This window comes from Breoghania sp. (genome assembly GCF_963674635.1).
Lineage (GTDB): Bacteria > Pseudomonadota > Alphaproteobacteria > Rhizobiales > Stappiaceae > Breoghania.
In genome coordinates, this window is sequence record NZ_OY771475.1 from 380257 (window position 1) to 398212 (window position 17956).

A 17956-nucleotide genomic window follows, 5' to 3' on the forward strand; every position below is an offset into this window, starting at 1 on the left:
GAGACAAGGGAAAGGCCGCCTTCGGGCGGCCTTTCTCGCATCTGGTGCCCAAAAGTGGCGGGCAGGGGCTCAGTCAAGAGTGGCAAACCTTTTGCCATTGCCATCAGCTCTTTGCTTTGCGTCGGGCAGGCGGGCATCATTGCCCGTAATCGCAGGAGAAACGAAATGGAACTCACCAAACTGAATGGCGATGAGCCGATGGTCTTCGTGATCGTTGGTCGCGTGTGGGAAGAAGAAGAGGGTGGGCCGGACGACGCCATCACCGTGAACATTGTCCTGTCGGCGGCCGATGACGACAGCGCCGTTCGCCGTGCCCTCGAAGCTCTGGCGGGGGAGGGCTATGCCGAAGCCGAGCTCGACCAGATCGGCACGCTCGACGGGGAGCCCGACGATCCGGCTTTTGAAGAGGCCTATCAGGACGCCCTTGATGGAAATGTCGCGGTGATCACCTTCCGGGACTGAGCATTCTGCCAGAGGCGGCTGCATCGCAGGAAGAGAGGGAGGCGCCACGCCCGTTTATTCCTGTCTGCCGATCCGTCAGTCTGGCCGCATCCGGCGTCTGCTTTCCATGGGGAGAGCGCAGCCTTCGGGCTGGGTGAACTCAGAAATCGGACGCGGCAAGATGGACAACCTTGATCGGAGCGCGGCCCGGATCCAATTCGCAGGGCAACGGGTGGCGGGCTCCCTCTGCGTCCATTTGGACAGGACCAAACTAGCCGGTTCTGTCTGTGCGGTTGCCCATCTGGGAGCGAAGGGAATGCCGGGGCAAGCGTCTCCATTTGGCGATCCTGATGGAACCTGTCGGCGGCCTGGCAATCGTCGTCAGCTTCCAGGCGTGCTAAGCGGCCTTCCTGTTCGCCGGCCTCCCGATCGCCGGCGCGTTCGTGGTCCACGCTCGGCTCGCCGACCCGGGACGGATCATTGGTTTCATGATGACCCAAGTGCTCCCGGCGAGCTTTCTCGTCGTTGAAAGGCCAAGCGCCAGCCGCCTGTTCAGAGGACGCGCTGCTCGGTCCACGCAAGAGGCCTTTGGAGTGAAGGGGAAGGGATCCGATCGGGATCGGAAGGGGCCAGCCACCGCGCGGCCCCTTTTTCGTTCAGGAATCATCGGACAGTGGGCGGGAGCGAATCCCTAACAGGGATGAACAAAATCCGGATCTGGCGACAAGCGATTCACCATTTATGAAGAATCTCTGGGAACGAGGCGTCAGAGGGGAATTGCTCGCCGCTGTCTCGCCGAACCGGTCGACTAATATTAATGCGCAATCGGATATTGGACGGTAAGAATATTACGTCTTGCTGTTGCTTTGGGTCGACTCCCGCGTGAGATCCGCCAGACCGCGGAAAGGCTGAAGATTTATCGGGCAGGGCCTTGACGTGGGGCCGGTGTGTGAGTAGGTTCCGCCCACTCCCAAGGCAGGCGGTAAGCTTTTCTTGAATTCGGAGCGACACGCTCTGGACCAATCGGCTTAAACGCTGCCCGGGTTCAAATTTGGCGATAAATCGTCGAGCACACGATCATGGGGTTGTCCCTCGTGATCCTCTGTATTTCGCAGCGCCCTTTTCGCGCCAGTAATGGTGTGGAAGCGGCGCGATTCCGCGCATGCACGGGCATGCAGCAGATGGATAAGGTGAAGCGCTAATATGCCGACCATCAACCAGTTGATCCGCAAGCCGCGGAAGGACCCGCCGAAGCGGAACAAGGTGCCGGCCATGGAGGCCTGCCCGCAGAAGCGCGGTGTGTGCACGCGCGTGTACACCACGACGCCGAAGAAGCCGAACTCGGCTTTGCGTAAGGTCGCCAAGGTGCGTCTGACGAACGGCTTCGAGGTCATCGGCTACATTCCTGGTGAAGGCCACAACCTGCAGGAACACTCCGTGGTGATGATCCGCGGCGGCCGCGTCAAGGATTTGCCTGGCGTGCGCTACCACATCCTGCGTGGTGTGCTGGATACCCAGGGCGTCAAGGATCGCAAGCAGCGTCGTTCGAAGTACGGCGCCAAGCGTCCGAAATAATAGAATTCGTGTTCAAAGGCCGAGGATCAACAGATGTCCCGCCGTCATCGCGCTGAAAAGCGAGAGATCAATCCGGACCCGAAGTTCGGGGATGTCGTCGTCACGAAGTTCATGAACTACGTGATGCTCGACGGTAAGAAGTCGGCAGCCGAGCGTATCGTCTACGGTGCGTTCGATGTTATTGAGAGCCGTGCAAAGCAGGACCCGATCTCGGTGTTCCATGAGGCGCTCACCAACGTGATGCCGACCGTTGAGGTTCGCTCTCGCCGTGTTGGCGGTGCGACCTACCAGGTCCCCGTCGAGGTCCGCAACGAGCGTCGTCAGGCGCTTGCCATTCGTTGGTTGATTGCCGCGTCTCGCGGTCGCAACGAAAAGACCATGATCGACCGGCTCTCTGGTGAGCTGCTCGACGCCGCAAACAACCGCGGTACGGCTGTGAAGAAGCGTGAAGACACGCATCGCATGGCCGAAGCCAACCGCGCGTTCTCGCATTACCGCTGGTAAGCAAACCTGAGGGTCTGACGCCATGGCGCGTACGCATAAAATTGAGGACTACCGCAACTTCGGCATCATGGCCCACATTGATGCTGGCAAGACCACGACGACGGAGCGGATCCTCTACTACACCGGCAAGAGCCATAAGATCGGCGAAGTCCATGACGGCGCCGCGACGATGGACTGGATGGAGCAGGAGCAGGAGCGTGGCATCACGATCACCTCTGCTGCGACGACCGCTTTCTGGAAAGAAAAGCGTCTGAACATCATCGACACGCCGGGCCACGTCGACTTCACCATCGAAGTGGAGCGTTCGCTCCGTGTTCTCGACGGTGCGGTTGCGCTGCTGGATGCCAATGCTGGTGTCGAGCCGCAGACGGAAACCGTTTGGCGTCAGGCCGACAAGTACCGCGTGCCGCGGATGATCTTCGTCAACAAGATGGACAAGCTGGGCGCGGACTTTTACCGCTGCGTCGAGATGATCGGATCGCGCCTTGGCGCCAAGCCGCTCGTCCTTCAGCTGCCGATCGGTGCGGAGAGCGAGTTTGCAGGCTGCGTCGACCTGATCGAGATGAAGGCCCTGGTCTGGAAGGAAGAGACCCTGGGCGCCGCCTGGGATATCGAAGAGATCCCGGCCGACCTTCAGGATAAGGCTGAAGAGTATCGCGAGAAGCTCATCGAGATCGCCGTAGAGGTCGACGAGGCCGCTATGGAGGCCTATCTCGAAGGTGAGATGCCCGCGAACGAGGCTCTGAAGGCGCTCATCCGCAAGGGCACGATCGCCAACGAGTTCGTTCCGGTCTTCTGCGGCTCCGCCTTCAAGAACAAGGGCGTTCAGCCCCTGCTCGACGGCGTCGTCGATTACCTGCCGAACCCGATGGAAGTTCCGGCTATCCGCGGTATCGATCCGAAGACCGAAGAAGAAACGGTTCGCAAGTCGAGCGACGAAGAGCCGCTCTCCATGCTTGCCTTCAAGATCATGAACGACCCGTTCGTCGGCTCGCTCACGTTCTGCCGCATCTACTCCGGCGTGCTCAACAAGGGTACTTCGCTGCTCAACACGGTGAAGGAGAAGCGTGAGCGCATCGGTCGCATGATGCAGATGCACTCCAACAGCCGTGAAGACATCGAAGTGGCCTATGCAGGCGACATCGTGGCCGTCGCGGGTCTCAAGGACACCACCACGGGCGACACGCTGTGTGACCCGAACAAGCCGGTGATCCTGGAGCGCATGGAATTCCCGGAGCCGGTGATCGAGATCGCGGTGGAGCCGAAGACCAAGGCCGACCAGGAAAAGATGGGCCTCGCCCTGAACCGCCTGGCCGCCGAGGATCCGTCCTTCCGCGTCAAGACCGACGAAGAATCTGGTCAGACCATCATCGCCGGCATGGGCGAGCTTCATCTCGACATTCTGGTCGATCGCATGAAGCGCGAGTTCAAGGTCGAGGCGAACATCGGTCAGCCGCAGGTTGCGTACCGCGAGACCATCACGAAGCTCGCCGAAGTCGATTACACCCACAAGAAGCAGTCGGGTGGTTCGGGTCAGTTTGCGCGCGTCAAGATGGTTCTGGAGCCGGGCGAGCAGGGATCGGGCTTCACGTTCGAATCCAAGATCGTCGGCGGTTCGGTCCCGAAGGAATACATCCCGGGTGTCCAGAAGGGTCTGGAGAGCGTCATGAGCTCTGGTCCGCTGGCTGGCTTCCCGATCCTCGACGTCAAGGTGACCCTTGTCGATGGTGCCTACCACGACGTGGACTCCTCGGTTCTCGCCTTCGAAATCGCCGGCCGCGCCGGCTTCCGCGAAGGCATCCAGAAGGCTTCTCCGAAGCTCCTGGAGCCGATCATGAAGGTCGAGGTCGTGACCCCGGAAGAGTACATGGGTGACGTCATTGGCGATCTGAACTCGCGTCGCGGTCAGATCACCGGCACGGAAAACCGTGGCATCGTGACTGTCGTCAGCGCCAATGTTCCGCTGGCAAACATGTTCGGCTACGTGAACAACCTGCGCTCGATGTCCCAGGGGCGCGCACAGTACTCCATGGTTTTCGATCACTACGAACAGGTTCCTCAGGCGGTCGCCGAGGAAGTTCAGGCCAAGTACGCCTGATAACCGACCAGCCTGACAGCAAACATCGAGAGAGCGGAGAAATCCGATGGCTAAGGAAAAATTTGAGCGCAACAAGCCGCACGTCAACATTGGTACGATTGGCCACGTTGACCACGGCAAGACGACCCTTACGGCAGCGATCACCATGACGCTTGCAGAGCAGGGCGGTGGCGTTGCGAAGGCTTATGACGAAATCGACGCTGCGCCGGAAGAAAAGGCGCGCGGCATCACGATTTCGACGGCGCACGTTGAGTACGAGACGGCGAACCGTCACTACGCTCACGTGGACTGCCCGGGCCACGCCGACTACGTGAAGAACATGATCACGGGTGCGGCGCAGATGGACGGCGCGATCCTGGTTTGCTCGGCGGCCGATGGCCCGATGCCGCAGACCCGCGAGCACATCCTTCTGGCGCGTCAGGTCGGTGTGCCGGCTCTGGTCGTGTTCATGAACAAGGTCGACCAGGTCGACGATCCGGAGCTTCTTGAGCTTGTCGAGATGGAAATCCGCGATCTTCTGTCGTCCTACGACTTCCCGGGCGACGACATTCCGATCATCGCCGGTTCGGCTCTTGCAGCCGTTGAGAACCGGGATCAGGAAATCGGCCGCGGTGCGGTTTTGAAGCTGATGGAAGCGGTTGACGAGTACATTCCGACGCCGGAGCGTCCGATTGACCAGCCGTTCCTGATGCCGATCGAAGACGTGTTCTCGATCTCCGGTCGCGGCACGGTTGTGACGGGTCGTGTCGAGCGCGGCATCATCAAGGTCGGCGAAGAAATCGAGATCGTGGGTATCCGCGACACGAAGAAGACGACCTGCACGGGCGTCGAGATGTTCCGCAAGCTGCTCGATCAGGGCCAGGCTGGCGACAACATCGGTGCTCTGCTTCGCGGCATCGGCCGTGAGGATGTCGAGCGCGGCCAGGTTCTTTGCAAGCCGGGTTCTGTGACCCCGCACACGAAGTTCAAGGCCGAGGCCTACATTCTGACGAAGGAAGAGGGTGGTCGTCACACCCCGTTCTTCACGAACTATCGTCCGCAGTTCTACTTCCGCACGACCGACGTGACGGGTGTTGTGGATCTGCCGGAAGGCACCGAGATGGTGATGCCGGGCGACAACGTCGCCGTGACGGTGACGCTGATCGTGCCGATCGCGATGGAAGAAGGTCTGCGCTTCGCTATCCGCGAAGGCGGCCGCACCGTCGGCGCCGGCGTCGTTGCCTCGATCATCGAGTAACGAACCGGATAAGTCGGGATGCCGATAACCGGCATCCCATGGGGGCGACGCAAGTCGCCTCCAACGTTGAAGAAGTCAGGAGCGGTCGTCGCAGTTGCGGCACCGGCTCGTAAGGACCAGAGCAATGAACGGTCAAAATATCCGGATCCGCCTGAAGGCGTTTGATCACCGCATCCTGGATGCCTCGACCCGCGAAATCGTCAATACGGCGAAGCGGACGGGTGCCCAGGTGCGCGGACCGGTGCCTCTGCCGACACGGATCGAAAAGTACACCGTGTTGCGCGGCCCTCACATCGACAAGAAGAGCCGCGAGCAGTTCGAAATGCGTACGCACAAGCGTCTGCTCGATATCGTCGATCCGACCCCGCAGACTGTCGACGCCTTGATGAAGCTCGACCTCGCTGCAGGCGTCGACGTCGAAATCAAGCTCTAAGGCGGACCAACCGAGGAACACGCTGATGCGTTCTGGAGTGATCGCTCAGAAGGTGGGCATGACCCGCATCTACTCTGATGCAGGGGTTCACGTGCCGGTGACGGTTCTCAAGCTTGAGAACTGCCAGGTCGTTGCCCACCGGACGGCTGAAAAGAATGGCTATACCGCGCTGCAGCTCGGCGCAGGTCTTGCCAAAGTCAAGAATACGCCGCGCCCGATGCGGGGACACTTCGCTGTCGCCAAAGTCGAGCCCAAGCGCAAGCTCGCCGAATTCCGGGTCTCCCCGGATGCCTTGATCGAGGTCGGCGCCGAACTTACTGCCGACCACTTCGTGGAAGGTCAGTTCGTCGACGTCACCGGTACTTCGATCGGTAAGGGCTTCGCCGGTGTCATGAAGCGTCACAACTTCGGTGGTGGTCGCGCTTCGCATGGTAACTCTGTGTCGCACCGTTCGCACGGTTCGACCGGTCAGTGCCAGGATCCCGGCAAGGTCTTCAAGGGCAAGAAGATGGCCGGTCACATGGGTGATACCCGCGTGACCACCCAGAACCTGAAGGTTGTGCGCACCGACGTGGAGCGCGGCCTGATCATGGTTCAGGGCGCTGTCCCGGGCTCGAAGGGTGGCTGGATCCTCATCAAGGACGCGATCAAGCGGTCCTTGCCTGATGGGGCACCGATGCCGGGTGGCTTCCGCGTTGCCGATGTGGCTGCGCCGGTTGCTGAGAAGGAGGCCGAGTGATGGAACTGGCAGTAAAGACGCTTGAAGGCGGAGCGGCCGGCTCGATCACGCTGTCGGACGAGATTTTTGGTCTCGACCCGCGGGCCGATCTCATGCACCGCGTCGTGCGCTGGCAGCTGGCTAAGCGCCAGGCTGGCACGCACAAGACCAAGGGCCGCAGCGAAGTCGCTGCGACGGGCAAGAAGTTTGTCCGTCAGAAGGGCTCTGGCGGCGCGCGGCACGGTGACCGCAAGGTCCCGCAGTTCCGTGGCGGTGGCCGGGCATTCGGTCCGGTCGTTCGCGACCATTCGTTCGACCTTCCGAAGAAGGTTCGCGCTCTCGGCCTGAAGCATGCGCTTTCGGCCAAGGCTCAGGCTTCCAACATCGTCATTCTCGATGATGTGAAGTCGGCCGACGGCAAGACCAAAGCGCTCAAGGCGCAGCTTGGTGCCCTCGGCTTCGCGAACGTTCTGTTCATCGATGGGGCCGAAATCGACAACAACTTCCGCCTGGCGGCCCGCAACATCCCGAATGTTGACGTGCTTCCGGTGCAGGGCATCAACGTCTACGACATTCTTCGTCGCGAGACGCTCGTCCTGACGAAGGCGGCGGTGAGTGCTCTGGAGGAGCGGTTCAAATGACGAACCTCAAGCACTATGACACGATCGTCAGCCCCGCGATCACCGAGAAGTCCACGATGGCTTCCGAGCAGGACAAGGTCGTGTTCAACGTCGCAATCAACGCGACGAAGCCCGAGATCAAGGCTGCGGTCGAGGCGCTGTTCGGCGTCAAGGTCAAGAGCGTGAACACCGCTGTCCGCAAGGGCAAGGTCAAGCGCTTCCGCGGCATCAAGGGCCGTCAGAGCGACTTCAAGCGCGCGGTTGTCACCCTCGTCGAGGGCCAGGCGATCGACGTGACCACCGGTCTGTAAGGGCGGAGAGGAAAGATGGCACTCAAAACCTTTAAGCCGACTTCACCGGGTACTCGGCAGCTGGTCATCGTTGACCGCTCCGACCTGTGGAAGGGCAAGCCGGTCAAGACCCTCACAGAGGGCCTGTCGAAGTCCGGCGGTCGTAACAACCGCGGTCGCAACACGGCTCCGCACCGTGGTGGCGGCCACAAGCGGACCTACCGCATCATCGACTTCAAGCGTCGCAAGTTTGATGTCGAGGCGACCGTGGAGCGGATCGAATACGATCCCAACCGCACTGCCTATATCGCCCTCATCCGCTATGACGATGGCGAACTGAGCTACATCCTGGCGCCGCAGCGCCTTGCAGCCGGCGACAAGGTTATCGCCAGCGCCAAGGCCGACGTGAAGCCGGGCAATGCGATGCCGCTGTCTTCTATCCCGGTTGGCACGATCGTGCACAACATCGAGATGAAGCCCGGCAAGGGCGGCCAGATCGCCCGTTCGGCCGGTGGCTACGCTCAGATCGTGGGTCGTGACCAGGGCTACACCGTGATCCGCCTGAACTCCGGCGAACAGCGCCGCGTTCTCGGCACCTGCATGGCGACCGTTGGCGCGGTTTCCAATCAGGATCACATGAACACCAACATGGGCAAGGCGGGACGTTCCCGCTGGCTCGGCAAGCGCCCGCATGTGCGTGGCGTGGTGATGAACCCGGTCGACCATCCGCACGGCGGTGGTGAGGGTCGCACCTCCGGTGGTCGCCATCCGGTGACGCCGTGGGGCAAGCCCACCAAGGGCAAGCGTACCCGCTCCAACAAGTCGACCGACAAGTTCATCGTCCGTAGCCGCCACCAGCGGAAGAAGTAAGGGGAACGACCGTGGCACGTTCTGTCTGGAAGGGACCGTTTATCGACGGCTACCTCCTCAAAAAGGCCGAGAAGGTTCGTTCTTCTGGCCGCAATGAGGTCATCAAGACCTGGAGCCGGCGATCGACGATCCTGCCCCAGTTTGTCGGTCTGACCTTCGGTGTCTACAACGGCCAGAAGCATGTGCCGGTTCTCGTGTCTGAGGACATGGTCGGTCACAAGCTTGGCGAGTTCTCGCCGACGCGCACCTATTACGGGCATGCGGCGGACAAGAAGGCGAAGAGGAAGTAACGATGGGCAAGCCGAAGCGCGAGCGTAGCCTCGCCGACAATCAGGCGAAGGCTGTCGCACGCATGCTGCGGGTCTCGCCGCAGAAGCTGAACCTCGTGGCAGCCGGTATCCGCGGAAAGAAGGTCTCGACGGCTCTGGCCGAACTGACCTTCTCCCGCAAGCGGATCGCTCGCGATGTCAAGAAGACGCTGGAGTCGGCCATCGCCAACGCCGAGAACAACCACGATCTCGATGTCGACGTTCTCGTCGTCTCCGAGGCCTATGTGGGCAAGGCGCTCGTGATGAAGCGCTTCCAGCCCCGGGCGCGTGGCCGGGTTGGACGGATCCAGAAGCCGTTCTCCAACCTGACCATCGTCGTGAGCGAAGTTGAGGAGGCCGCCTGATGGGCCATAAAGTCAATCCGATCGGTCTTCGCCTGGGCATCAACCGGACGTGGGACAGCCGCTGGTACGCGGACAAGAACGAGTACGGCTCGCTCTTGCACGAGGATTTCAGGATCCGCGAGTACCTGCTGGACGCACTGAAGCAGGCGGCCGTCTCCAAGGTCGTCATCGAGCGCCCGCACAAGAAGTGCCGCGTCACTGTCCATTCGGCTCGTCCGGGTGTCGTGATCGGCAAGAAGGGTGCGGACATCGAGAAGCTTCGTCGCAAGCTGTCGCAGATGACCAATTCGGAAGTGCACATCAACATCGTTGAGGTGCGCAAGCCGGAAATCGACGCAACGCTTGTCGCGGCTTCGATTGCCCAGCAGCTGGAGCGCCGTGTTGCGTTCCGTCGTGCCATGAAGCGTTCGGTTCAGTCCGCGATGCGTCTTGGCGCCGACGGCATCCGCATCAACTGCGGTGGTCGTCTGGGTGGTGCGGAAATCGCTCGTACCGAATGGTACCGCGAAGGCCGCGTGCCGCTGCACACGCTGCGCGCCGACATCGATTATGGCACGGCGACCGCTCACACCGCCTATGGTGCTTGCGGCGTCAAGGTTTGGATCTTCAAGGGTGAGATCCTGGAGCATGACCCGATGGCTTCCGAGCGTCGTAGCGCGGAAGGCAACGAATCCGGTGGCGGCGGTGGCCGTCGCGAGCGCGCTGCCTGAGGGCAGTGACGATCGTTCGGTGGGTATCTAGGAAAGCGAGAGAGCAACAATGCTGCAGCCAAAGCGAACCAAGTTCCGCAAGCAGCACAAGGGCCGCATCCACGGCAATGCCAAGGGCGGAACCGATCTGAATTTCGGCGCCTACGGCCTGAAGGCCGTGGAACCGGAGCGCATCACAGCGCGCCAGATCGAAGCGGCCCGTCGTGCCATCACCCGTCACATGAAGCGTGCCGGGCGCGTGTGGATCCGCATCTTCCCGGACGTGCCGGTGTCGTCGAAGCCGACCGAAGTGCGCATGGGTAAGGGTAAGGGTTCCCCGGAATACTGGGCGGCCCGTGTCAAGCCCGGTCGTGTGATGTTCGAGATCGACGGCGTGGCGGAGCCGATTGCCCGTGAGGCCCTGCGCCTCGGTGCGGCAAAGCTTCCCATCAAGTGCCGTTTCGTCCAGCGCATCGCCGAGTGAGCGGAACACAGGAGTGAATGCCATGAAGGCGAGTGATGTGCGGGCGATGACCGCCGACCAGCTCCGAGAAGAGCTGGAAAAGCTGAAGAAAGAGCAGTTCAACCTGCGCTTCCAGAAGGCGACCGGTCAGCTCGAAAACACAGCGCGCGTTCGCGAAATTCGTCGTGATATCGCGCGCATCCAGACCACGGCTCGCGCTCAGCGCGCAGCCGAGAACAAGTAGGAGGCGAAGATGCCGAAGCGAGTCCTCCAGGGCATCGTCGTCAGCGACAAGAACGACAAGACGGTCGTGGTGAAAGTGGAGCGTCGCTTCACCCATCCGTTGCTGAAGAAGACCGTGCGCCGGTCCAAGAAGTACCAGGCGCACGACGAAGCGAATAGCTGCAAGATCGGCGACACCATCCTGATCCAGGAATGCGCTCCGATCTCGAAGAACAAGCGGTGGGAAGTCGTCCAGGGGACGACAGATGCTTCCGCGAACTGATACGACCAATCATGCATCCGGACCCCTTTTGGTTGAGGGGCCGATAGAAGAACAAGGCGGCCAGTCATGATTCAGATGCAAACAAACCTGGACGTGGCGGATAATTCCGGCGCGCGTCGCGTTATGTGCATCAAGGTGCTTGGCGGCTCGAAGCGCAAATATGCCGGCGTCGGCGACATTATCGTCGTATCCGTCAAGGAAGCCATCCCCCGGGGGAAGGTGAAAAAAGGCGACGTCATGAAGGCGGTTGTCGTGCGCACGGCGAAGGACATTCGCCGCGCCGACGGGTCCGTCATTCGCTTCGACCGTAATGCAGCTGTGTTGATCAACAACAACAAGGAGCCGGTCGGGACACGTATCTTCGGCCCGGTCCCGCGCGAGCTGCGTGGCAAGAACCATATGAAGATCATTTCGCTTGCACCGGAGGTGCTCTAATGGCCGCGAAGATCAAGAAGGGCGATAAGGTCATCGTTCTCACCGGCCGCGACAAGGGCAAGACCGGTGAAGTGATCTCCGTCCTGCCGACCGACAATCGCGTCGTTGTGCGCGGTGTGAACGTCGTGCGTCGCCACACGCGCCAGACGGCGCAGTCCGAGGGCGGCATCCTTTCGAAGGAACTGCCGATTCACGTTTCGAACGTGGCGATCGCCGATCCGAAGGACGGCAAGGCGACGCGGGTCGGGTTCAAGACCACGGATGACGGCCGCAAGGTCCGGATTGCCAAGCGTTCGGGAGACCTGATCGATGGCTGACACCAAGTACGAGCCCCGGCTCAAAAAGCACTATCTGGAAGTCGTTCGGCCGAAGCTGCAGGAGCAGTTCAGCTACACGAACCCGATGATGATCCCGTCGATCGAAAAGATCGTGATCAACATGGGTGTTGGTGAAGCGGTCGCCGACAGCAAGAAGGCGCAGATCGCTGCTAACGACCTGGCGAAGATCGCCGGTCAGAAGCCCGTGGTCACCCATGCGCGCAAGTCCATCGCGACCTTCAAGGTTCGTGAGGGCATGCCGCTCGGTGCGAAGGTCACCCTTCGTCGCGCCCAGATGTACGAATTCCTGGATCGCCTGGTCACCGTCGCGCTTCCGCGCGTTCGTGACTTCCGCGGCCTCAGCCCGAAGAGCTTCGACGGGCGCGGCAACTACGCGATGGGCATCAAGGAGCACATCGTTTTCCCGGAAATCAACTACGATGAAGTTGATCAGATCTGGGGCATGGATGTGGTCGTGTGCACCACGGCGAAGACGGATGATGAAGCGCGCGAACTGCTGCGTGCCTTCAACTTCCCGTTCCGCCAGTAGTTGACCGATCGGACGAGGACATAAGAGACGATGGCCAAAAAGAGCGCGATCGAGAAGAACAATCGGCGGGCGAAGCTGGTGAAGAAATTCGCCGGCAAGCGTGCACGGCTCAAGGCAATTGCCAAGGACGAGTCGCTGCCGCTGGAAGAGCGGTTCGCCGCTCGACTGAAGCTGGCTGAGCTGCCCCGCAACTCCGCCAAGGTGCGGCTTCGCAACCGTTGCGAAGTTACCGGGCGTCCGCGCGGTGTGTACCGGAAACTGAAGATGTCGCGTATCGCACTGCGCGAACTGGGCTCCCAGGGACGTATCCCGGGCCTGGTCAAGTCGAGCTGGTAAGGAGAGCCCAATGGCGATCACCGATCCCTTGGGGGATATGCTGACCCGCATCCGTAATGCGCAGATGCGGCGCAAGACCAAAGTCAGCACCCCGGCCTCGCGTTTGCGTGCCGGCGTGCTTGATGTGCTGGAAGCGGAAGGGTATATCCGCGGCTACAGCAAGGTGGAATTCGACGGCGGAAAGTCGGAGTTCGAGATCGAACTCAAGTACTACGACGGCGAACCCGTGATCCGCGAGATTTCGCGTATCTCCAAGCCGGGCCGTCGGGTGTACTCGTCGGTCAGAAATATCCCGCGCGTCAACAACGGCCTTGGCGTTTCGATCCTCTCCACGCCGAAGGGCGTGATGAGCGATCATCAGGCACGGGACGAGAACGTTGGCGGTGAGGTGCTCTGCCGCGTCTTCTAAGGCGCGCAGGGTTTCCCACAGTGCTTCCCCTCGTGGGGAGCGAATTAAAACCGGACAGGTAAGTTACATGTCTCGTATTGGCAAAAAGGCTGTCCCCGTGCCGAACGGTGTGACCGCAACGATTGACGGACAACGGGTCGAAGTGAAAGGCCCGAAGGGTCAACTCGATTTTGTCCTCAATGAGTTCGTCGTCGCTGAGATGACGGACGACGGCATCAAGGTTGATCCGCGCGAAGACAGCAAGCAGGCGCGCGCGATGTGGGGCATGTCCCGCACGATGGTTCAGAACATCGTCAAGGGTGTCTCCGAGGGCTTTGAGAAGAAGCTGGAAATCACCGGCGTCGGTTACCGCGCTCAGATGCAGGGCAAGAACCTGCAGCTCGCGCTTGGTTTCTCGCACGACGTGGTCTACGAGATCCCCGAGGGGATCACGGTGGCCTGTCCGAAGCCGACTGAAATCGTGATTTCGGGCATCGAGAAGCAGAAGGTCGGCCAGGTCGCGGCCGAGATTCGCGAATATCGGCCGCCGGAGCCCTATAAGGGCAAGGGTGTGCGCTATGCGGACGAATTCATCGTTCGCAAAGAAGGCAAGAAGAAGTAACGGGGCGCTGCCATGGCGAAGACCAAGAATACTTTCGACCGTCGCCGCGATCGCGTGCGCCGTTCGATCAAGGCGGTGGCGAACGGACGTCCGCGTCTGTCCGTCTTCCGTTCTTCGAAGAACATCTATGCCCAGATCATCGACGACGCGAACGGTCACACCGTGGCCGCCGCTTCGACGCTGGACAAGGATCTGCGCGAAGGTCTGAAGACCGGTGCGGATACTTCTGCCGCCAGCGCCGTCGGCAAGCTGATTGCCGAGCGCGCCGTGAAGGCCGGCATCAAGCAGGTCGTTTTTGACCGCGGTGGCTACATTTATCACGGGCGCGTCAAGGCGCTCGCCGACGCCGCTCGCGAAGGCGGTCTTGAATTCTGAGCGGCGCTTTTCAGGCGCGCAGACACGGAACTGAATTATGGCTAGACAGGACAACCGGGATCGGGACCGCGGCGAAGAGCGCGACAGCGAATTCGTTGATAAGCTGGTCCACATCAACCGCGTCGCAAAGGTGGTGAAGGGCGGCCGTCGTTTCGGCTTTGCCGCTCTCGTCGTCGTCGGCGACCAGAAGGGCCGGGTGGGCTTCGGTCACGGCAAGGCACGTGAAGTGCCGGAAGCAATTCGCAAGGCAACCGAAGCTGCAAAGCGTGGCCTCGTCCGGGTGCCGCTTCGCGAAGGCCGCACGCTGCATCACGATGTGGCTGGCCGTCACGGCGCGGGCAAGGTTCTGCTTCGTGCAGCACCTCCGGGCACCGGTATCATCGCGGGCGGCCCGATGCGCGCCGTCTTCGAGACGCTCGGTGTGCAGGACGTCGTTGCGAAGTCGCTTGGCTCGTCCAACCCGTACAACATGGTTCGTGCGACGTTCGATGCACTGAAGCAGGAAGACAGCCCCCGTTCCGTGGCAGCACGCCGCGGCATGAAGGTGTCGACCCTTCAGGCTCGCCGTCGTGATCTCGATGATGCCGGCGCAGCCGGCGCCGAGGGTTGATGCCGTCTAACGGCGCCCCCAGTTGAACAAGGGTTTTTCCCATGGCGAAAAGCGAAAAGACCATTACGGTCGAGCAGATCGGCAGCCCCATCCGGCGTCCGGTTGATCAGCGTGCGACGCTGGTCGGTCTCGGCCTCAACAAGATGCACCGTCGGAGCACCCTTGAGGATACGCCCGCAGTGCGCGGCATGATCCGGAAGGTCCAGCACCTTGTGCGCGTCGTTGAAGACGCGTAAACGGGCGCAGGGAGATTAGAAAATGAAACTCAACGATCTGCGCGACAATCCGGGTGCAAACCCGTCTCGCACCCGCGTCGGCCGTGGTATCGGCTCGGGCAAGGGCAAGACGGGCGGACGCGGCGTCAAGGGCCAGAAGTCTCGCTCCGGCGTGGCTATCAAGGGCTTCGAGGGCGGTCAGATGCCGCTGCATCGTCGCCTGCCGAAGCGCGGCTTCACGAACATCTTCGCCAAGGACTTCAACATCGTCAGCCTGGGCCGGGTGCAGACCGCGATCGACGCGGGCAAGCTCGACGCCAAGGCAACAGTGACGGCTGAAGCCCTGAAGGCTGCCGGTGTGCTGCGCCGCGTCAAGGACGGTGTCCGTCTTCTGGCCGACGGCGAGCTGAAGGCCGGCGTGACCTTCGAGGTTGCGGGCGCTTCGCGTTCCGCGATCGAGGCGGTCGAGAAGGCCGGCGGCAAGGTCAACGTCATCGTCAAGAAGACGGCGGCCGAAGAGGCCTGAGGCCTTGAACGGTTTGTCCGTCCTTTGACGGCCTGACGGCAAGAAACATGGTCCGGCCCGGTGGGCCGGACTTGCCTTTTGTGGCGAAATGGTTCCATTTTGCCGCTTCGAGGTCGCAAAAACCGGCAAGCTGTCGAGCGCCGGGGATGCGCCTAACGGGTGAAAACGGCGCGTTTGCCGAAGGTATCGGTAGCGCCAGGCGTTCGCCTGAGACATTTTGCTGAGCCATCCGCGTGGCTGTCGGGCCGATTCGGCCGGGACGCGAGGATGGTTTCGGATAACGATCGGATGGTTCGCCGCGCCGCGTTACGCGGCCCGAAGGCGGTGGCCGGTCCGGCATCAAGGGCTCGACCGGAGTGCGGCATGGCGTCTGCGGCTGAACAACTCGCGTCTAACATCAATTTTTCCGCCTTCTCGAAGGCTACGGAACTGAAGAAGCGTATCTGGTTCACACTAGGTGCGCTGCTTGTCTATCGGCTTGGGACACATATCCCGATGCCGGGCATCAACCCGGAAGCGCTGGCTCAGCTCTTCAGCCAGCAGCAGAGCGGCATCATCGGCATGTTCAACATGTTCGCCGGTGGCGCCGTCGGCCGTATGGCGATCTTCGCGCTGGGCATCATGCCCTACATCTCCGCCTCCATTATCATTCAGCTCATGACCACGGTCGTGCCGAGCCTTGAGCAGCTGAAGAAGGAAGGCGAGCAGGGGCGCAAGGTCATCAACCAATGGACCCGGTACATCACGGTGATTCTGGCGACCGCGCAGGCTTATGGCATTGCTGTCGGTCTGGAGGGATCGTCGAACGTGGTTCTGGATCCGGGAATGTTCTTCCGGTTGACCTCGGTCGTCACCCTTGTCGGCGGCACCATGTTCCTGATGTGGCTGGGTGAGCAGATCACTTCGCGCGGCATCGGCAACGGCATCTCGCTGATCATCTTTTCCGGTATTGTCGCCGGTCTGCCGACCAGCATTGCCAGTACTCTGGAACTTGGTCGTCAGGGCGCGCTGTCGAGCATCATCATTCTCGGCATCGTCGTGGTCGCCGTCGTGGTGATCGGCGTGATCGTGTTCGTGGAGCGTGCGCAGCGTCGGCTGCTGATCCAGTACCCGAAGCGTCAGCAGGGCAACCGCATGTTCGAGGGCAACACCTCGTTCCTGCCGCTGAAGCTGAACACAGCGGGCGTCATTCCGCCGATCTTCGCGTCGTCGCTCCTTCTGGTGCCGGCCACGGTAGCCAATTTCGCCTCCGGCACAGGCCCGGAGTGGCTGACGACCATGACCGCGATTCTCGGTCACGGGCAGCCGCTCTACATGGTCCTCTATGCCGCGATGATCATTTTCTTCGCCTTCTTCTACACCGCGATCATGTTCAATCCGGCTGATACCGCGGACAATCTGAAGAAGCATGGCGGGTTCATTCCGGGCATCCGTCCGGGCGAACGAACCGCCCAGTACATTGATTACGTTCTGACGCGCATCACCGTGCTTGGAGCGATCTATCTTGTTCTGGTCTGCCTCTTGCCCGAATTTCTAATTTCCGCGACCGGCGTTCCGTTCTATTTCGGTGGTACGTCTCTGCTGATTGTTGTCAGCGTTACGATGGATACGGTCTCGCAAGTTCAGGGTCATCTGCTGGCGCACCAGTACGAGGGCCTGGTCAAGAAATCGAAGCTCAGGGGTAAGCGCCGATGAAACTCATCCTCTTAGGTCCGCCGGGTGCCGGAAAAGGCACCCAGGCCGAACGGCTGGTCAAGAAGCACGGCATTGTGCAGCTTTCCACCGGCGACATGCTGCGCGCGGCGGTGGCCGCGGGTACGCCGATCGGATTGCAGGCCAAGGAAGTGATGGATCGCGGCGATCTCGTCTCCGACGACATCATCGTGAAGATCATCGAGGATCGTACGGCGGAACCCGATTGCGCCAACGGCTACATCCTCGACGGCTTCCCGCGCACGATCGCGCAGGCGGAGGCTCTCGAAGACATGCTGGCGAAGCAGGGCACAGCCCTGACGGCGGTGATCGAGCTTCGGGTCGATGACGAGATTCTCGTCAGCCGAATCGAGACCCGGGCTCGCGAGACGGGCGGGGCTCGTGCCGACGACAATGTGGAGACCCTGCGCAAGCGCATGGAAGTCTACCACGCGCAGACGGCGCCGCTTGTGAGCTTCTACGAAAAGCGCGGCATGCTGCGTTCTGTCGATGGCATGAAGTCCATCGATGACGTTGCTGGTCAGATCGATGCGCTTCTCGGTGAAGCCGCGACAGCCTGAAGTTTAATATAACGGTCACGTGACGGTTGCGTCGCGCGTCCAAATCCAGTAATACCCGGCGCAAATCGCGACAATCATGCGGTCGGCGCCGGTTTGAAGAAAACCGGTTCGATCTGTCGTGTCCGCGACGCGCGATCGACCGATCGACACAGACCGACTGACGATAGGCCCCGCACAAAGAGGCGTTGGCCAA

At 61.2% G+C, this 17956-nt stretch carries 28 protein-coding genes; all 28 read left to right on the plus strand.

Annotation, left to right across the window (positions count from 1 at the left end; all coding sequences use genetic code 11):
- The first annotated feature begins 165 nt into the window (after positions 1-165).
- Positions 166-462, plus strand: coding sequence for a regulator (locus tag ABGM93_RS01690; RefSeq protein ID WP_321502899.1), 297 nt, complete (start codon positions 166-168; stop codon positions 460-462).
- A gap of 1182 nt (positions 463-1644) precedes the next feature.
- Positions 1645-2016: a 30S ribosomal protein S12 gene (gene rpsL / locus ABGM93_RS01695; RefSeq protein WP_107989433.1), complete on the plus strand. Its 372-nt coding sequence runs from the start codon at positions 1645-1647 to the stop codon at positions 2014-2016.
- A gap of 33 nt (positions 2017-2049) precedes the next feature.
- Positions 2050-2520 carry a 30S ribosomal protein S7 gene (rpsG, locus tag ABGM93_RS01700; protein ID WP_321502902.1) on the plus strand — a complete coding sequence of 157 codons (471 nt, stop codon included), beginning with the start codon at positions 2050-2052 and terminating at the stop codon, positions 2518-2520.
- 22 nt (positions 2521-2542) lie between these two features.
- Entirely contained in the window at positions 2543-4618 is a 2076-nt protein-coding gene (gene fusA, locus ABGM93_RS01705; RefSeq protein WP_321502904.1) for an elongation factor G, read from the plus strand.
- A 46-nt stretch (positions 4619-4664) separates the two neighbouring features.
- Complete coding sequence (tuf, locus tag ABGM93_RS01710) at positions 4665-5855, plus strand: elongation factor Tu (RefSeq protein WP_321502875.1); 1191 nt, start codon at positions 4665-4667, stop codon at positions 5853-5855.
- A 124-nt stretch (positions 5856-5979) separates the two neighbouring features.
- Positions 5980-6288 (plus strand): 30S ribosomal protein S10, encoded by a 309-nt coding sequence (gene rpsJ / locus ABGM93_RS01715; protein ID WP_107989429.1) that lies wholly within the window; start codon positions 5980-5982, stop codon positions 6286-6288.
- 25 nt (positions 6289-6313) lie between these two features.
- Complete coding sequence (gene rplC / locus ABGM93_RS01720; protein ID WP_321502907.1) at positions 6314-7027, plus strand: 50S ribosomal protein L3; 714 nt, start codon at positions 6314-6316, stop codon at positions 7025-7027.
- Positions 7027-7647, plus strand: a complete 621-nt coding sequence (gene rplD, locus ABGM93_RS01725) for a 50S ribosomal protein L4 (protein WP_321502908.1) — start codon at positions 7027-7029, stop codon at positions 7645-7647. The genes rplC and rplD overlap by 1 nt, the downstream gene beginning before the upstream one ends.
- Entirely contained in the window at positions 7644-7937 is a 294-nt protein-coding gene (locus ABGM93_RS01730) for a 50S ribosomal protein L23 (RefSeq protein ID WP_321502910.1), read from the plus strand. The genes rplD and ABGM93_RS01730 overlap by 4 nt, the downstream gene beginning before the upstream one ends.
- A 15-nt stretch (positions 7938-7952) precedes the next feature.
- On the plus strand, positions 7953-8786 hold the full coding sequence (gene rplB / locus ABGM93_RS01735) for a 50S ribosomal protein L2 (RefSeq protein ID WP_321502912.1): 834 nt from the start codon (positions 7953-7955) through the stop codon (positions 8784-8786).
- A gap of 11 nt (positions 8787-8797) precedes the next feature.
- A complete protein-coding gene (gene rpsS / locus ABGM93_RS01740; RefSeq protein ID WP_321337878.1) occupies positions 8798-9076 on the plus strand; it encodes a 30S ribosomal protein S19 in 279 nt (92 codons plus the stop codon).
- A 2-nt stretch (positions 9077-9078) separates the two neighbouring features.
- On the plus strand, positions 9079-9459 hold the full coding sequence (gene rplV, locus ABGM93_RS01745; protein WP_319773160.1) for a 50S ribosomal protein L22: 381 nt from the start codon (positions 9079-9081) through the stop codon (positions 9457-9459).
- Complete coding sequence (rpsC, locus tag ABGM93_RS01750) at positions 9459-10169, plus strand: 30S ribosomal protein S3 (protein WP_321502915.1); 711 nt, start codon at positions 9459-9461, stop codon at positions 10167-10169. Before rplV ends, rpsC begins: the two co-directional genes overlap by 1 nt.
- Before the next feature lie 49 nt (positions 10170-10218).
- On the plus strand, positions 10219-10632 hold the full coding sequence (rplP, locus tag ABGM93_RS01755) for a 50S ribosomal protein L16 (RefSeq protein WP_319773162.1): 414 nt from the start codon (positions 10219-10221) through the stop codon (positions 10630-10632).
- 22 nt (positions 10633-10654) lie between these two features.
- Complete coding sequence (gene rpmC, locus ABGM93_RS01760; RefSeq protein WP_321502916.1) at positions 10655-10855, plus strand: 50S ribosomal protein L29; 201 nt, start codon at positions 10655-10657, stop codon at positions 10853-10855.
- 9 nt (positions 10856-10864) lie between these two features.
- A complete protein-coding gene (rpsQ, locus tag ABGM93_RS01765; RefSeq protein ID WP_321502918.1) occupies positions 10865-11116 on the plus strand; it encodes a 30S ribosomal protein S17 in 252 nt (83 codons plus the stop codon).
- Positions 11117-11182: 66 nt separating this feature from the next.
- Positions 11183-11551, plus strand: a complete 369-nt coding sequence (gene rplN, locus ABGM93_RS01770; protein ID WP_319773165.1) for a 50S ribosomal protein L14 — start codon at positions 11183-11185, stop codon at positions 11549-11551.
- Positions 11551-11868 carry a 50S ribosomal protein L24 gene (rplX, locus tag ABGM93_RS01775; RefSeq protein WP_321502919.1) on the plus strand — a complete coding sequence of 106 codons (318 nt, stop codon included), beginning with the start codon at positions 11551-11553 and terminating at the stop codon, positions 11866-11868. Before rplN ends, rplX begins: the two co-directional genes overlap by 1 nt.
- Positions 11861-12418, plus strand: coding sequence for a 50S ribosomal protein L5 (rplE, locus tag ABGM93_RS01780; protein ID WP_319773167.1), 558 nt, complete (start codon positions 11861-11863; stop codon positions 12416-12418). The genes rplX and rplE overlap by 8 nt, the downstream gene beginning before the upstream one ends.
- 30 nt (positions 12419-12448) lie before the next feature.
- A complete protein-coding gene (gene rpsN / locus ABGM93_RS01785) occupies positions 12449-12754 on the plus strand; it encodes a 30S ribosomal protein S14 (RefSeq protein WP_321502922.1) in 306 nt (101 codons plus the stop codon).
- 10 nt (positions 12755-12764) lie between these two features.
- A complete protein-coding gene (gene rpsH, locus ABGM93_RS01790; protein ID WP_319773169.1) occupies positions 12765-13163 on the plus strand; it encodes a 30S ribosomal protein S8 in 399 nt (132 codons plus the stop codon).
- A 67-nt stretch (positions 13164-13230) separates the two neighbouring features.
- Complete coding sequence (gene rplF / locus ABGM93_RS01795) at positions 13231-13764, plus strand: 50S ribosomal protein L6 (RefSeq protein WP_321502925.1); 534 nt, start codon at positions 13231-13233, stop codon at positions 13762-13764.
- 12 nt (positions 13765-13776) lie between these two features.
- Entirely contained in the window at positions 13777-14139 is a 363-nt protein-coding gene (gene rplR, locus ABGM93_RS01800; RefSeq protein ID WP_319773171.1) for a 50S ribosomal protein L18, read from the plus strand.
- Positions 14140-14176: 37 nt separating this feature from the next.
- Entirely contained in the window at positions 14177-14749 is a 573-nt protein-coding gene (rpsE, locus tag ABGM93_RS01805) for a 30S ribosomal protein S5 (RefSeq protein WP_321502927.1), read from the plus strand.
- 41 nt (positions 14750-14790) lie between these two features.
- The gene (gene rpmD / locus ABGM93_RS01810; protein ID WP_319773173.1) at positions 14791-14985 is read left to right on the plus strand and encodes a 50S ribosomal protein L30; all 195 of its coding nucleotides are present in this window, start codon (positions 14791-14793) and stop codon (positions 14983-14985) included.
- A 22-nt stretch (positions 14986-15007) separates the two neighbouring features.
- Entirely contained in the window at positions 15008-15490 is a 483-nt protein-coding gene (rplO, locus tag ABGM93_RS01815; RefSeq protein ID WP_321502930.1) for a 50S ribosomal protein L15, read from the plus strand.
- 363 nt (positions 15491-15853) lie between these two features.
- A complete protein-coding gene (gene secY, locus ABGM93_RS01820) occupies positions 15854-17185 on the plus strand; it encodes a preprotein translocase subunit SecY (RefSeq protein WP_321502934.1) in 1332 nt (443 codons plus the stop codon).
- A complete protein-coding gene (locus ABGM93_RS01825) occupies positions 17182-17763 on the plus strand; it encodes an adenylate kinase (protein WP_321502937.1) in 582 nt (193 codons plus the stop codon). Before secY ends, ABGM93_RS01825 begins: the two co-directional genes overlap by 4 nt.
- Positions 17764-17956: the final 193 nt, after the last annotated feature.